We start from the raw sequence: 14317 nt of genomic DNA on the forward strand, positions 1-14317 counted from the left end.
CCGATCAGCGACCAGGCCACTCCGGACGGCGTTTTTCGTTGAAAGCGGACACACCTTCAGCACGGTCGCCCGAGAACGCCGTGGCCGCCCAGCGCTCGTCCTCGACCTCGAGACCGGAGGCCAGGTCGGTGTCGAACCCCTGCCGCATCGCGGCCTTGGCGTTGCGCACCCCGACCGGCGAGTGGCGGGCGATCGTGGAGGCCAGCTCGAGGGCCCGGTCGCGGGCGGTGCCGGCGGGCACCACCTCGTCCACGGCCCCCAACGCGAGCGCGTCACGGGCCGCGAACCGCTCGGCCGTGAAGATCATCCGGGCCGCGCGCGACCACCCGATGCGGCGCGTGAGCAGCTGGGTGCCGCCGCCTCCGGGGATGACGCCGACCGAGACCTCGGGCAGCCCGACGACCGCTTCCTCGCCGCAGACGACGAGGTCGCACGACAGCGCGATCTCGAACCCCCCTCCCAGGGCGTACCCGTCCACGGCCGCCACCACCGGGACGGGCAGGTCGAGCACCCCCCGGTATGCCGCCCGCGCCAGCGGGCGCTGCGCGCGCAGCTCGTCGTCGGTGAAGGAGTTGCGCTCCTTGAGGTCCGCACCGACGCAGAAGGCCTTCGGGTGCGTGGAGCTGAGCACGACGGCACGCACCGTCGGGTCCTCGGCGAGCTCGCGGGTGGCACGACCGAGTGCGTGGGCCATGGCGGTGGACACGGCGTTCATCGCCTCGGGACGGTCGAGGACCAGCTCGGCGACGTGGTCGCCGTCGCCGTGCCGCTCGACGCGGACCAGTGCTGAGGTCATGGGGTCTCCTCCGAGGTGGTGGTCGGTCGGGTGGGCGGGCCGCCGGCTGCTCGGGCCGCCAGGCGGCCGCCGGTGGCGCGGCGCAGCTCGCTGGGGGTGACCCGGCCGATGCCGCGCAGCGTCCGCGTCCGCAGGGCCGTGGTCTCGAACCCCGACAGCGATGCGAGCGCCGAGGCCAGGGCGTCGTCGACGAGCACCCCGCCACCGGGCGCGACGCTGGTGATGCGGGAGGCCCGGTTGACGGTCGTGCCGAAGACGTCGCCGAGCCGCGAGAGCACCGGGCCGACCGCCATGCCGACCCGGACGTCGGGGAGCAGGTCGTCCTCGGCCATCGTCTCGACCAGGTCGAGCGCGACGGCGGCCGCCGGCGCGGCGTCGATGGTGACGAAGAGGATCTCGTCGCCCACGGTCTTGATGACCCGGCCGCCGTGGGCGGTGACGATGTCGGTGGCGAGCGCCTCGAACCGCTGCACCATCACCGCGAGCTGGCGCTCGGTCATCCGGCGCACGAGGGAGGTGAAGTTGACCAGGTCCGCGAACCCGACCACGCGCCGTACGCCCTGCGCCGACTGCTGGGGGTCGGCGTCGGCGAGCATGCGCGAGATGGCGGCGGTGAGGTGGCGGCGCCAGGCGTAGATGAGCAGCGGCTCCAGGGAGTCGGCCATGTCGGCGAGCTTGAGGGCCGCGGCGTTCGCGGCGGCGAGGTCGGGGGCGCCCCGGGCGTCGGCCTCGTCGAGCGCTGCCTCGAGGGCCGGGTCGGCGAGCGCCTCCGCCATGAGCTGGGTCTGCCACACGGCGAGCCGGTCAGTGGTGCGGGCGAACGCCCGGGTCATCGCGAGCGCGGTGGATTCGTCGAGCTCCTCCTCGCGCACCAGCCGGGCCACGGCCATCAGGGCCATCTGGTCGGCCTCGGTGAACATGGCGTCGTCGTCCTCGACGATGGGAAAGCCCAGGGCGTGCCAGAACTTGCGGGCCGAGAGCAGCGAGACCTCGGCACCACGGCTGACGTCGCGGCGGGCCATGGTGGCCGGCTTGCCGAGCAGCCGTGCCGCCAGGTTGTCCGCGCTCAGGCCGGCGACGTCCTCGGGGCGCACCACCCGGTGCCGTCCGACATCGCTCACCCGGCCAACCCTAGGGCGTGCGCGCGGGCCGCACGTGCACGACGTCACCGGCGGCCACGGAGTACTCGGCGCCACCGGAGGTGACCACCAGCCGCCCCTCCTCGTCCACGCGGGTGGCGCGGGCGCGCCGTACGTCGCCGCCCGCGATGTGCAGCTCGACGTCGCGTCCGATGGTCAGGCACGCGGACCGGTAGGCGGAGTGGAGCACCGCCCGGGCGTTCGCCCCTCCGGTGAGGCTCAGGTGCCACCGGGCCAGGCGGCCCAGGACGGCGACGACGAGCTCGGTGCGGTCGACGTCGGGTGCGCCGGCCAGTCGCAGCGAGGTCGCGGTGTCCACGGGGAGCTCGTCACGGTCCTGGTCGACGTTGATCCCCAGGCCCACGACGATCCCACCGGGCTGGAGCTCGCAGAGGATGCCGCAGACCTTGCGCTCGTCGTCCGCGGGCAGGAGCACGTCGTTGGGCCACTTGAGTCCTGCCTCCACCCCGGCGACGTCGCGCAGGGCGTCCCGCACCGCGAGCCCCGCGGCCAAGGGCATCCAGCCCCGACCGGTGTCGGGGGCGGGCAGCAGCACCGACAGGGTCACGCTGGTGTGCGGCGGGGTCTCCCAGGTGCGGCCGAGGCGTCCCCGTCCCGCCTTCTGGTGGTCGGTGATGACCACGTGGAAGGGCCGGGCGAGGCGGGCGGCCTCGGCGTTGGTGGAGCCCAGCTCGGGGTGGACGTCGACGTCCAGCCACGGTGAGCCGGACGTGACCAACGCCTCGTGCAATGCCTCACGCTCAAGAGGTTCGCGCATGGGGGCAAGGCTAGGCTCCCCGGCATGGCCCAGACCACCACCGATGCGGTAGCCACCGGCGGCACCGACGTCCCCAGCTCCGACTCCGGCATCGACCTGCACTCCACCGAGGGCAAGCTCGCCGACCTGAAGCGCCGCGTGGCCGAGGTCGCGAACGCCGGCTCCGAGCGGGCCGTCGAGAAGCAGCACGCCCGCGGCAAGAAGACCGCCCGCGAGCGCCTCGAGATGCTGCTCGACGAGGGATCGTTCGTCGAGATGGACAAGTACGCCCGACACCGCAGCACCGCCTTCGGCCAGGAGCAGAACCGGCCGTACGGCGACGGCGTCGTGACCGGGTACGGCACAGTGGACGGCCGGACCGTGGCCGTCTTCGCCCAGGACTTCACCGTCTTCGGCGGCTCCCTCGGCGAGGTCTTCGGCGAGAAGATCTGCAAGGTCATGGACTTCGCCATGAAGGTCGGCTGCCCCGTCGTCGGCCTCAACGACTCCGGCGGCGCCCGCATCCAGGAGGGCGTGGTCTCGCTCGGCCTCTACGGCGAGATCTTCCGCCGCAACGTCCACGCCAGCGGCGTCATCCCGCAGATCTCGCTCGTCATGGGCCCGTGCGCGGGCGGTGCCGTCTACTCCCCCGCCGTCACCGACTTCACCGTGATGGTCGACCAGACCTCGCACATGTTCATCACCGGTCCCGACGTCATCAAGACCGTCACCGGCGAGGTCGTCTCCTTCGAGGACCTCGGCGGCGCCCGCGCCCACAACACCAAGTCCGGTGTCGCGCACTATATGGGTGACGACGAGGCCGACGCGATCGAGTACGTCAAGGCGCTGCTGTCCTACCTGCCGAGCAACAACCTCGAGGAGCCGCCGTCGTTCGCCGACGACGCCGACCTCCCCTCGCTCGAGGTCACCGACGAGGACCGCGTCCTCGACACCCTCATCCCCGACAGCCCCAACCAGCCGTACGACATGCACACGGTCATCGGCACGGTCGTCGACGACGGCGAGTTCCTCGAGGTGCACCCGTTGTTCGCGCCGAACATCATCTGCGGGTTCGGGCGCATCGAGGGTCGCTCGGTCGGTGTCGTGGCCAACCAGCCGATGCAGTTCGCCGGCACCCTCGACATCGACGCCTCGGAGAAGGCCGCGCGCTTCGTGCGGACCTGCGACGCGTTCAACGTGCCGGTCCTGACCTTCGTCGACGTCCCCGGCTTCCTGCCCGGCACCGACCAGGAGTGGGACGGCATCATCCGTCGCGGTGCCAAGCTCATCTACGCGTACGCCGAGGCCACCGTCCCGCTCGTCACCGTCATCACCCGCAAGGCCTACGGCGGCGCCTACGACGTGATGGGCTCCAAGCACCTCGGTGCCGACATCAACCTCGCCTGGCCGACGGCGCAGATCGCCGTGATGGGTGCCCAGGGCGCGGTCAACATCCTCTACCGCAAGCAGCTCGCGGCCGCCGAGGCCGACGGCGAGAACGTCGAGGAGGCCCGCCAGCGGTTCATCGAGGAGTACGAGGACACCCTCGCGAACCCCTACATCGCGGCCGAGCGCGGGTACGTCGACACGGTCATCACGCCGAGCAACACCCGCATGAACGTCACCCGGGCCCTGCGCGCCCTGCGCACCAAGCGCGAGACGTTGCCGCCCAAGAAGCACGGGAACATTCCCCTATGACCTCGTCGCAGGCTCCGAGCTCGAAGGGGGCCCACTCTGTGACGGTCGACGACAAGTCGACTACCACGAGCCCGCCGCTGCGGCTGGTCCGCGGTGAGGCCAGCCCCGAGGAGATCGCGGCGCTGTTCGCGGTGCTGTCGGCGGCGTCCGGTGGCGACGACGACACCCCGGCGCCCCGGCCCACGTCGGCGTGGACCTCCCGAGAGCGCCTGGTCCGTCGTCCCCTCACCCCGGGTCCGGGTGCCTGGCGCGCCTCCGCCTGGCGCTGAGCCCGACCCGCCCGTATGCCGCGGAGCCGGCTCCGCCGCATACGTCACCTCCCAGCCGACCCACCCAGCACAACGGTGGTTGCTCGACAAGACGGACCCCATGTCGCCCGTGTTGTCGAGCAACCACCGTTTTGCGGGGGCTTGAGTGGTCAGCTCGTGCGGCGCTCGACCATCTCCCGGAGCTCGTCGGCGTCCGGGCCGGTGAGCGCGCCGGCGTCGAGGACCCGGCGGGCGGCGTCGAGGTCACCCATGAACGCCCGGAACGACTCCGGCACGGTGATCCCGTGGTCGGGCCGTGACACGACCTCGATCACGTCACCGCGGCGGACCTCGCCGCCGGTGACGACCGCCAGGTAGGCGCCGGTCCGGCCGACCTCCGTGAAGCGCTTGATCCAGCCGCGCTCCCCCATCCGGGCCTGGAACGTCGCGCACGGGACCCGCGGACCGCAGACCTCGAGGACCACCTCGTCGCCGACCGCCCAGCGCTCGCCGAGCAGCGCACCGTCGACGTCGAGTCCGGTCGTCGTGAGGTTCTCCCCGAAGAGTCCGTCGGCGAGGTCGCGCCCGAGCCGCTCCTGCCAGGCGTCGAGCTCCTCGCGGGCGAACGCGTAGACCGCCTGCTGGTCGCCGCCATGGTGCTTGACGTCCGCGACGAAGTCGCCGACGACCCCGCTGCCGAGGCCACCGTGCTTGGGCCCCGGAGCGCGCAGCGTCGCCGAGTCGACCGGCTTCTTGCCGATGCCCGTCACCCCGACCTTCTTGGCGGGGTTGGGCTCGGAGGCACCGATGTTGAGCGAGTGCAGGCGGGCAGTCATGCGAGCAGCCTAGGCAGGCCGGCAACCCGATATGGCGATGACGCGGTCAGGGCGCTGGGGTACGTTCGCGGCTGTGAGCACGCAGACCTCCACGACCCGTCCCTCGACCGCGGTCGACGCCATCGCCGACGACTACCTCGCCCGCACCGCGGCCCTCAGCCCGATCAGCGCCACCTACTACGGCATCGCGGGGTACGAGGAGGAGCTCGACGACTTCTCCCCCGCCGGCCACGCCGCCGCCTCAGAGCTGCGCCGCGACATCCTCGGGCGCCTCGAGGGCGTCACCCCCGTCGACGACATCGACCGGGTCACCGTGGCGGCGTTGCGTGAGCGGATCGGCCTCGCCGAGGAGACGTATGCAGCGGGCCTGGACGAGATGATGCTCAACGTCATCGCCTCCCCCCTCCAGGAGATCCGGGGCTGCTTCGACCTCATGTCCACCGAGACCGACGAGGACTGGGGGGTCTTCGCCCGCCGCCTCGAGAAGGTGCCGACCGCCCTCGACCAGTGGAAGCAGAGCCTCTCCGCGGCGGCCGACCGGGGCCAGGTCGCCCCGCGTCGGCAGGTCAAGGCCTGCATCGCGCAGTGCAAGGACCTCACGGCGGACGACGGCTACTTCGGCGGTCTCCTCGACGGGTCGACCCCCGGCACCGAGGACCTCAGTGACGGGACCCGCACGCACCTGGAGGGGGCTGTGGGCGGCGCCCGCGCCGCATACGCCGAGCTCGGCACCTGGCTGGCCGACGAGCTGCTCGACCGCGCCCCGGAGGCGGACGCCTGCGGACGGGAGGCGTACGCCCTGATGTCGCGCGCCTTCATCGGTGCGGAGGTCGACCTCGAGGAGACCTACCGCTGGGGCCAGGAGGAGGTGCGCCGGATCACCGCCGAGATGGCGGCTGTCGCCGACCAGATCAAGCCGGGTGCCACCGTGGCCGGGGCCATCGCGGCACTGGACGCCGACCCGGCCTACCAGCTGCACGGCACCGACGAGCTCAAGGCCTGGATGCAGAAGAAGGCCGACGAGGCGATCGCCGAGCTCGCCGACACGCACTTCGACATCCCCGACCCGGTGCGCACCATCGAGTGCCTCATCGCCCCCACCCAGACCGGCGGCATCTACTACACGGGTCCCAGCGAGGACTTCACCCGCCCGGGTCGGATGTGGTGGTCGGTGCCCAGGGGCGTGACGGCGTTCGGCACGTGGAAGGAGCTCACCACCGTCTACCACGAGGGCGTGCCGGGGCACCATCTCCAGGTCGCCCAGACGGTGTTCCGCTCCGAGCTGCTCAACCGCTGGCGCCGCATCGGCATCTGGACCTCCGGCCACGGTGAGGGCTGGGCGCTGTACGCGGAGCTGCTCATGGCCGAGCTCGGGCACATGGACGACCCGGGCAACCGCCTCGGCCTGCTCGACAGCCAGTCGCTGCGCGCGGCCCGCGTCGTCATCGACATCGGCGTGCACTGTGGGTTCGAGGCGCCGGAGGAGGTCGGCGGTGGCGAGTGGGACTACGACAAGGCCTGGGCCTACCTCACCGCGCACGCCAACCAGGGCGAGGCGTGGCTGCGTTTCGAGCTCGACCGCTACCTCGGCTGGCCGGGCCAGGCCCCGTCCTACAAGATCGGCGAGCGCCTCTGGCTCCAGCTGCGCGAGCAGGTCCGTGAGAAGGAGGGCGACGCCTTCAGCCTCAAGGACTTCCACCGCCGTGCCCTCGACATCGGCAGCGTCGGCCTCGATACCCTGCGCCAGGCGGTCCTCGGCGAGCTCGACTGACGTCGGTCGGCCGACCACCGGGGGTGGTCGACCNCTGACCCTCGTCGCCATCGTCGCTGCGGTCATCGTCATCGCGGGCGGGTCCGGCCGGCTCGGGATCCCCGCCCCGCTGGCGCTGATCGTCGCGGGGATCGGCGTCTCCTACCTCCCCTTCATCACCGAGCCGGTGCTCAGCCCGGACGTGGTCCTCTACGGGCTGCTCCCACCCCTGCTGTATGCCGCCGCGGTGCGCACCTCGCTCGTGGACTTCCGCGCCAACACCACCTCGATCCTCGCGCTGTCCGTCGGACTGGTGCTGTTCACCGCTGCGGGCGTGGGCCTGGTGACCTGGTGGCTGATCCCGGTGCCGTTCGCCGTGGCGTTCGCGTTGGGTGCCGTCGTGGGGCCCCCTGACGCGGTCGCTGCCTCGGCGGTGGCCCGCCGGATCGGCCTGCCCCGGCGCGTGGTGACGATCCTCGAGGGCGAGTCGCTCGTCAACGACGCGACCGCCCTGGTCTCGCTCCGGACGGCGATCGCGGCCTTCGCCGTGACCGGAGCCGGGGCGGAGGCGGCCAAGGAGGTCACCTTCGGGTCGGTCGCCCTCGACTTCGTCTGGGCCGTGGTCGGTGGCATCGGGTTCGGCGTCGTCGTCGCCCTCGTCATCGGGCTGGTCCGCCGCAACTTCACCGACCCCGCCATCGACACGTCGTTGTCGTTCATCGTGCCCTTCGTGGCGTTCCTCCCGGCCGAGCACTACCACTCCTCGGGAGTCCTGTCGGTGGTCGTCGCCGGTCTGCTGCTCGGGCACAAGTCGCCGGTCGTGCAGACCGCCGCATCGCGCCTGAGCGAGCGGATCAACTGGGCGTCGGTGCAGTTCCTGCTCGAGAACGCCGTGTTCCTCATGATCGGCCTGCAGATGCGCCGGATCGTGGGCGACATCTCCGACTCAGGCCTGTCCTGGGGACGCGTCACCGTGGTGACCCTGGCCGTCCTCGCCACGGTGGTCCTGCTGCGCCCGCTCTACGTCTTCCCGACCCGCTGGTTCCTCGGCCGGTTCGACAAGGGCGTCAGCCCCACGTCGCGGCCCTACGCGCAGAGCGCGATCATCTCCTGGGCCGGCATGCGCGGCGTCGTCACGCTCGCAGCCGCATTCACGCTGCCGCCCGAGACGCCGTACCGGGGCGTGCTCGTCTGGATCGCCATGGTGGTCACCGTGGGCACGCTGCTCGTGCAGGGCACCACGCTCCCCCTCCTCGCGCGGTGGCTGCGGGTGCGCGGCCCGGACCCCCGCGAGGACGCCCTGCAGGAGGCGACCATCCTCCAGGCGTCGGTCTCGGCGGGCCTGACCGCGCTGGAGAACTGCGACCAGTCCGACCCCGAGGTCGTCGAGACCCTGCGCGCCCGGGCGGAGAACCGCACCAACATCGTCTGGGAGCGCCTCGGACAGGGACGCGAGGGTGCCGAGACCCCGAGTGAGACCTACCGCCGCATGCGGATGACCATGCTGCAGGCCGAGCGGGCGGAGCTGCTGAAGATCCGCAACGAGGGCCTGGCCGACCAGGAGGTCCTCGCCCACGTCATGGCCCAGCTCGACATCGAGGAGTCGATGCTCGACCGGATCGAGGACCGCACGTCGGCACTTCGCGACGAGCCGATGCTTCCCGTGGAACGGGCGCTGAACGAGTGCGAGCACCTCGCCGAGGCCCACGACCGGTTCGTCGCGCCGACCAGCCCGCACGGCTGCGAGGAGTGCCTGCGTAACGGCACGACCTGGGTGCACCTGCGGCTGTGCCTGGACTGCGGCCACGTCGGCTGCTGCGACTCCTCGACCGAGAAGCACGCCGACGCACACTTCCGCGAGACGGGTCACCCCGTCATGCGGAGCTTCGAGCCGGGCGAGTCCTGGCGCTGGTGCTTCGTGGACAGCCAGCTGGGCTGAGGTCCGGCCGCACCGGCTCCTTCGGCCGCGACGGATAGGGTCCGGGCATGACCAACCCGACTGCCTCGCTCGTGCTCGCCTCCGCCTCCCCCGCTCGGAAGAAGCTGTTGCTCGCGGCAGGCGTCGAGCCCAGCATCGTCGTCAGCTCGGTCGACGAGGACGCCGTGACGGCGGCGGCCCGCGAGACGTACGGCGAGCTCGCTGCCGAGGACGTGGCCCTGGTGCTGGCCCGCGCCAAGGCCGAGGACGTGGCCTCCCAGCTCGAGCACGCCCTCGTCCTGGGCTGCGACTCGGTGCTGGAGCTCGACGGCGAGGTGCACGGGAAGCCGGCCGACGCGGCTGTCGCGATCGAGCGGTGGTCGCGGATGAGCGGTCGCTCCGGCGTGCTGCACACCGGTCACTGGATCATCGACACCCGTGACTCCGACGCCGGCGGCACCGGCGCGACGCTCGGGGCCACCGCGTCGACGACGGTGCACTTCGCGCGTCTCGAGACCGCGGAGATCGAGGCGTACGTCGCGACCGGCGAGCCTCTGCGCGTGGCCGGCGCCTTCACCCTGGACGGGCTCGGCTCCCCCTACGTCGCCGGCATCGAGGGCGACCCGAGCAACGTCGTCGGGCTCAGCCTGCCCCTGCTGCGCGAGCTGCTCGAGGAGATGGGGATCGCCTGGCGCACGCTGCGCAGCGCGAGCTCGGCGCGAGGCAACTAGTTCCCTGCTGGCATATACTTGACACTTTGGAAAGTACTTTCGTACGCTGGAGCCTCCACACAAGGGAGGGACTCCATGAACGACATCACGCCCCAGCAGGCCCGCGAGCAGCTCGCCCACGCGGAGGCGGCCACGACGCACCGGGACGGTGACCGGCGCGTGCACGCCGTGGCCACCGCAGGCTTCGGCCTGCTCATCGGTGGCTACCTCGCCATCTCGCGCGTCACCGAGGACACCTCTTGGGAGACCGTCGTCATCGCGTTCTACGTCCTGCTCCTGCTGGCCCTCACCCGCTGGCAGACCCACGGCGCCCGCACGTGGCCCCGCCACGCCAAGCGGACGAACTGGCTCGGGCTGACGGCCACGATGGTCCTGTTCTTCGCAGCGATCATCGGCTTCAACATCCGCGAGGCAGGTCAGGAGCTCGACGGCCTTGCAGCGACGGAGAACCCCGGGCTCCTCGTCCTGGCCGGGCTCGGCGTGGCGGCACCGATGCTGGTCGCCGCCGCCGTCATCAACCGCGGTGACCCTCGGTGAGCGCCGACGGCGCCACCCGCCCGACCCACGCACGGCACCGGCTCGACGACCTCATCCACGCTCCTGTGCGGTTCAGCATCGTCGCCACCCTCGCCGGCGTCGACGAGGCCGAGTTCGGCCTGGTGCGCGACGAGGTGGAGGTGTCCGACTCGGTCCTGTCGAAGGCCGTCTCGGCGCTGGAGGCTGCGGGCTACGTCAAGGTGCGCAAGGGGTACGTCGGCAAACGCCCCCGCACCTGGCTGTCGCTGACGAAAGGCGGCCGCACGGCATACGAGCAGCACCTCGCCGCCCTCCGCGAGATCGCCGGCGCCTGACTGCGCGGCCCCGACCAAGGCCAACGGCACCCGATCCTGCACGAATGGCCCTCGACCACATCTGGTCGGGGCCATTCGCGCAGGATCGGGCTCGTCCGGCCCCCACCTCTGACTCGGTCAGACCGGGGGGACGTCGCGGCGCTTGGTCGCGAAGTGGCGCTCGCGGTTCGCCGCGTACCTGAGCCGCAGCAGCAGCTCGGCACGCAACGCGTCCGCCTCGATGACCTGGTCGAGGACGAGGTCGGCGGCGAGCCGCTCGAGGTCGACGTCCTCCTCGTACTCGCGACGCATCTCCTGCACGAACGCCTCGCGCTCGGCCGGGTCCTCGATGGCAGCGATCTTGTTGGCGTACACCGCGTTCACGGCGGCCTCGGGACCCATCACCGCGATGCGGGCGGTCGGCAGCGCGATGGTGGCGTCGGGCGCGAACCCGGGCCCACCCATCGCGTAGAGGCCGGCGCCGTACGCCTTGCGGACGACGATGCAGAACTGCGGGACGGTCGCCGACGACACCGCGTGGACCATCTTGGCGCCGTGGCGGATGATGCCGCCGCGCTCGACCTCCGAGCCGATCATGAAGCCCGGGACGTCCGCGAGGTAGAGCAGCGGGATCGAGAACGCGTCGCACAACCAGATGAACCGCGCGGCCTTGTCGGCGCTGTCGGTGAACAGCACGCCGCCCTTGACCATCGAGTTGTTCGCGACGATGCCGACGGTCTCGCCGTCCATCCGCCCGAACCCGATGACGAGCTCGGGGGCGAACAGCGGCTTGATCTCGAAGAACGACTCGTCGTCGAGCAGCCCGTCGACCACCTCGTGGATGTCGAACGGCTGGCTCTCGCGCTCGGGCACCGTGTGCCGCGTCAGCGGTCGCGCCGGCTCCTCGGGGGCATAGCTCGGCTTCTCGGCACGCCAGCTCGAGGGGACGTAGGAGAAGTAGAGCTTGGCGAGCTCGATCGCCTCGGCGTCGTCGGAGACGAGGAGGTCACCGACGCCGGAGACGGTGCAGTGCATGCGCGCCCCACCCATGTCTTCGAGCGAGACCTTCTCCCCCACGACCATCTCCGCCATGCGCGGGCTGCCGAGGTACATCGACGCGTTGCCCTCGACCATGATGATGAGGTCGGTGAACGACGGGATGTAGGCACCACCAGCGGCGCTCGGCCCGAACAGGCAGCAGATCTGCGGGACCTTGCCGGACAGCGCGACCTGGTTGTGGAAGATCTTCCCCGCGCCGCGACGGCCCGGGAACATCTCGACCTGGTCGGTGATGCGGGCGCCCGCGGAGTCGACGAACCAGAAGACCGGCAGCTCCTCGCGCAACGCCATCTCCGTCGCGCGGACGATCTTCTCGACGGTGCGCGCGCCCCACGAACCCGCTTTCACCGTGGGGTCGTTCGCGATGACGATCGCCGGTCGCCCATCGACCATCCCGCGCCCCGTGACCACACCGTCAGCGGGCAGGCCGGTGGCGGTGGCGTTCGCGAAGCGCCCGTCCTCGACGAAGCTCCCCTCGTCGAACAGCAGCGCGATGCGGTCGCGGACGTAGAGCTTGCCCTGCGCGTCGAGCTTGGCCTTCGCCTTCTCGGGCGCCGAGCCCGAGGCCTCGTATGCCGCGGCGAGCCGGCGGCGCACGTCCCCCACCTTGGGGTCGGCGCCGGCGTCACCGGCCACGGCGAAAGCTGGACTGGCGTCGTCGACGGGGCTCATCGGCATACCCTCTCGCACTGGGGTCCGGGCGTCCGCACCCGGACGTTCGCTGGTGGGCGCGCTCACGCGGTCGGGAGGCCGAGGTGGCGGGCGATGACCATGCGCTGCACCTCGGAGGTGCCCTCACCGATCTCGAGGATCTTGGCGTCGCGGTAGAAGCGCGCGATCGGGTACTCCTCCATGAACCCGTTGCCACCGAAGACCTGTGTGGCGATGCGCGTGGCGGTGACAGCGGCCTCGGTCGAGTAGAGCTTGCAGATCGCGGCGGCCTGCTTGACCTCCTTGACCGAACGGCGTCCGCGCTCGAGCTCGTCCTTGAGCCAGGCGGCCTTGTAGGTGAGCTGACGGGAGGCCTCGACCATGACGGCGAGGTCGGCGATCTGGAAGGAGATGCCCTGGTTGACGCCGATCGGCTTGCCGAACGCCTTGCGCGTCTTGGCGTACTCCGTCGTCTCCTCGAGCATCCGCTGGCTCATGCCGATGGCGAGCGCGGAGATGGCGATGCGGCCGTCGTCGAGGGTCTTGAGGAACTGCTTGAAGCCCTCCCCCTCGTTGCCGAGCAGGTTGCCGGCCGGGACGCGGCAGTCCTCGAACGTCAGGCCGTGGGTGTCGGAGGCGTGCCAGCCGAGCTTGTCGTAGCCGGGCTCGACGGTGAACCCCGGTGTGCCGGAGGGGATCATGATGGCGCTGAGCTCGGCCGAGCCGTCGTCCTTGGTGCCCGTGCGGGCGGTGACGGTGACGACGGAGGTGATGTCGGTGCCCGAGTTGGTGATGAACGCCTTGGAGCCGTTGACGACCCACTCGTCGCCGTCGCGGACCGCCCTGGTGCGGGTGGCGCCGGCGTCGGAGCCCGCGTCCGGCTCGGTCAGGCCGAAGCCGGCGAGGGCGCGCCCGGCGACGAGGTCGGGCAGGAAGCGCTCCTTCTGCTCCTGCGTGCCGTAGGTCAGGATCGGGTTGATGCCGAGGCCCACGCCCGCCGACAGCGTGATGCCGATCGACTGGTCGACGCGACCGAGCTCCTCGATGGCCACGCACAACGACGTGAAGTCGCCGTCGTCGCCCATGCCGCCGAACTCCTCCGGCACGACGAGCCCGAACAGGCCCAGCTCGCCCATCTTCGGGACGAGGTCGGACGGGAAGTGGTGGTCCTTGTCCCACTTCGCGATGTGCGGCTCGACCTCTGCCTCGGCGAATTCACGGACGACCTTGCGGAAGTCCTCGTGCTCCTTGGACAGCTCGAACATGCGCGCTCCTCGTGGGATCGGGGTGGGGCGGGGTGCCCAGTGCGGGTGGGCGGGGACGCCAGATCTTGACGTTGACGTAAACGTAAAGCAATACTCGCGGGTATGCCAGCCGCTGACGTGACCGATGTCGACCAGTCGTGGTCCATCCGCGAGATCGCCGACGAGTTCGACGTCACGCACCGCACCGTCCGCCACTACGAGGACCTCGGGCTCATCTCCCCCGAACGCCGTGGCACGACCCGCGTCTACCGCCGCCGCGACCGCACCCGCCTGGCGCTGATCCTGCGCGGCAAGCGCCTCGGGTTCCCGCTCGAGGAGATCCGCACGATCATCGACCTCTACGACCGGCCCCGCGGCAAGGCCAGCCAGCTCGAGTACGTCCTCTCCCAGATCGACGAGCGCCGCCGAGACCTCGAGCAGCGTCGCCGCGACCTCGAGGACGCCCTGGCCGAGCTCGGCGAGTTCGAGCGCCGCTGCCGCGCCGACCTCGACCACCTCTCCTGACCCCGGCCGCCCTGGACGGGCACCGCCCGGAGCCGCTCGAACCAGCCGGCGACACACCAACCGACCGCCGAGTCGCCGCTGAGCACGACGCGCAGCCGCACCTGGGCCCGGCTTGTTGCCGACTGGCATGAGGCA

14 protein-coding genes are annotated in these 14317 nt (G+C 71.3%); 8 read left to right on the forward strand and 6 right to left on the reverse strand.

Annotated elements, in window-relative coordinates; genetic code table 11:
* Positions 1-4 precede the first annotated feature (4 nt).
* From ABD286_RS17875 to ABD286_RS17885, 3 genes are read right to left on the reverse strand one after another with little or no spacing between them, the layout of a single operon-like run.
* On the reverse strand, positions 5-796 hold the full coding sequence (locus ABD286_RS17875) for an enoyl-CoA hydratase/isomerase family protein (RefSeq protein ID WP_344195994.1): 792 nt from the start codon (positions 794-796) through the stop codon (positions 5-7).
* The gene (locus ABD286_RS17880) at positions 793-1917 is read right to left on the reverse strand and encodes an adenylate/guanylate cyclase domain-containing protein (RefSeq protein ID WP_344195996.1); all 1125 of its coding nucleotides are present in this window, start codon (positions 1915-1917) and stop codon (positions 793-795) included. Before ABD286_RS17880 ends, ABD286_RS17875 begins: the two co-directional genes overlap by 4 nt.
* Positions 1918-1927: 10 nt before the next feature.
* Positions 1928-2713, reverse strand: coding sequence for a biotin--[acetyl-CoA-carboxylase] ligase (locus ABD286_RS17885; protein ID WP_344195998.1), 786 nt, complete (start codon positions 2711-2713; stop codon positions 1928-1930).
* 24 nt (positions 2714-2737) lie between these two features.
* Between ABD286_RS17885 and ABD286_RS17890 the strand changes: the two genes are divergently transcribed.
* Both ABD286_RS17890 and ABD286_RS17895 read left to right on the forward strand, forming a co-directional pair.
* Entirely contained in the window at positions 2738-4390 is a 1653-nt protein-coding gene (locus tag ABD286_RS17890; RefSeq protein ID WP_344196000.1) for an acyl-CoA carboxylase subunit beta, read from the forward strand.
* A gap of 38 nt (positions 4391-4428) precedes the next feature.
* Positions 4429-4659, forward strand: coding sequence for an acyl-CoA carboxylase subunit epsilon (locus tag ABD286_RS17895; protein ID WP_344196002.1), 231 nt, complete (start codon positions 4429-4431; stop codon positions 4657-4659).
* A gap of 149 nt (positions 4660-4808) precedes the next feature.
* Here ABD286_RS17895 and ABD286_RS17900 read toward each other — a convergent pair whose 3' ends face one another.
* Positions 4809-5474, reverse strand: coding sequence for an MOSC domain-containing protein (locus ABD286_RS17900; protein WP_344196004.1), 666 nt, complete (start codon positions 5472-5474; stop codon positions 4809-4811).
* A 73-nt stretch (positions 5475-5547) separates the two neighbouring features.
* Here ABD286_RS17900 and ABD286_RS17905 point away from each other — a divergent pair, with 73 nt between their 5' ends.
* The 5 genes from ABD286_RS17905 (at position 5548) to ABD286_RS17925 (ending at position 10724) form a co-directional block, all read left to right on the forward strand.
* Positions 5548-7245, forward strand: a complete 1698-nt coding sequence (locus tag ABD286_RS17905; RefSeq protein WP_344196006.1) for a DUF885 domain-containing protein — start codon at positions 5548-5550, stop codon at positions 7243-7245.
* The gene (locus ABD286_RS17910) at positions 7178-9163 is read left to right on the forward strand and encodes a Na+/H+ antiporter (protein WP_344196008.1); all 1986 of its coding nucleotides are present in this window, start codon (positions 7178-7180) and stop codon (positions 9161-9163) included. The genes ABD286_RS17905 and ABD286_RS17910 overlap by 68 nt, the downstream gene beginning before the upstream one ends.
* A gap of 47 nt (positions 9164-9210) precedes the next feature.
* Positions 9211-9873 (forward strand): Maf family protein, encoded by a 663-nt coding sequence (locus tag ABD286_RS17915; protein WP_344196010.1) that lies wholly within the window; start codon positions 9211-9213, stop codon positions 9871-9873.
* A 75-nt stretch (positions 9874-9948) separates the two neighbouring features.
* The gene (locus ABD286_RS17920; RefSeq protein ID WP_344196012.1) at positions 9949-10410 is read left to right on the forward strand and encodes a hypothetical protein; all 462 of its coding nucleotides are present in this window, start codon (positions 9949-9951) and stop codon (positions 10408-10410) included.
* Positions 10407-10724 (forward strand): winged helix-turn-helix domain-containing protein, encoded by a 318-nt coding sequence (locus ABD286_RS17925; RefSeq protein ID WP_344196014.1) that lies wholly within the window; start codon positions 10407-10409, stop codon positions 10722-10724. Before ABD286_RS17920 ends, ABD286_RS17925 begins: the two co-directional genes overlap by 4 nt.
* Positions 10725-10841: 117 nt before the next feature.
* Here the strand turns inward: ABD286_RS17925 and ABD286_RS17930 are convergent, their stop codons facing one another.
* Complete coding sequence (locus ABD286_RS17930) at positions 10842-12434, reverse strand: acyl-CoA carboxylase subunit beta (RefSeq protein ID WP_344196016.1); 1593 nt, start codon at positions 12432-12434, stop codon at positions 10842-10844.
* A gap of 62 nt (positions 12435-12496) precedes the next feature.
* A complete protein-coding gene (locus ABD286_RS17935; RefSeq protein WP_344196018.1) occupies positions 12497-13678 on the reverse strand; it encodes an acyl-CoA dehydrogenase family protein in 1182 nt (393 codons plus the stop codon).
* Between the two features lie 102 nt (positions 13679-13780).
* Here ABD286_RS17935 and ABD286_RS17940 point away from each other — a divergent pair, with 102 nt between their 5' ends.
* Complete coding sequence (locus tag ABD286_RS17940) at positions 13781-14182, forward strand: MerR family transcriptional regulator (protein ID WP_344196020.1); 402 nt, start codon at positions 13781-13783, stop codon at positions 14180-14182.
* Positions 14183-14317: the final 135 nt, after the last annotated feature.

This window comes from Pedococcus aerophilus, assembly GCF_039532215.1.
GTDB lineage: Bacteria > Actinomycetota > Actinomycetes > Actinomycetales > Dermatophilaceae > Pedococcus > Pedococcus aerophilus.

Excerpts from the sequence above, each read along its gene's own strand:
- ABD286_RS17875 (WP_344195994.1), bottom strand. The coding sequence starts at position 796 with ATGACCTCAGCACTGGTCCGCGTCGAGCGGCACGGCGACGGCGACCAC.
- ABD286_RS17885 (WP_344195998.1), bottom strand. The coding sequence starts at position 2,713 with ATGCGCGAACCTCTTGAGCGTGAGGCATTGCACGAGGCGTTGGTCACG.
- ABD286_RS17890 (WP_344196000.1), top strand. The coding sequence starts at position 2,738 with ATGGCCCAGACCACCACCGATGCGGTAGCCACCGGCGGCACCGACGTC.
- ABD286_RS17900 (WP_344196004.1), bottom strand. The coding sequence starts at position 5,474 with ATGACTGCCCGCCTGCACTCGCTCAACATCGGTGCCTCCGAGCCCAAC.
- ABD286_RS17915 (WP_344196010.1), top strand. The coding sequence starts at position 9,211 with ATGACCAACCCGACTGCCTCGCTCGTGCTCGCCTCCGCCTCCCCCGCT.
- ABD286_RS17920 (WP_344196012.1), top strand. The coding sequence starts at position 9,949 with ATGAACGACATCACGCCCCAGCAGGCCCGCGAGCAGCTCGCCCACGCG.
- ABD286_RS17930 (WP_344196016.1), bottom strand. The coding sequence starts at position 12,434 with ATGAGCCCCGTCGACGACGCCAGTCCAGCTTTCGCCGTGGCCGGTGAC.
- ABD286_RS17935 (WP_344196018.1), bottom strand. The coding sequence starts at position 13,678 with ATGTTCGAGCTGTCCAAGGAGCACGAGGACTTCCGCAAGGTCGTCCGT.
- ABD286_RS17940 (WP_344196020.1), top strand. The coding sequence starts at position 13,781 with ATGCCAGCCGCTGACGTGACCGATGTCGACCAGTCGTGGTCCATCCGC.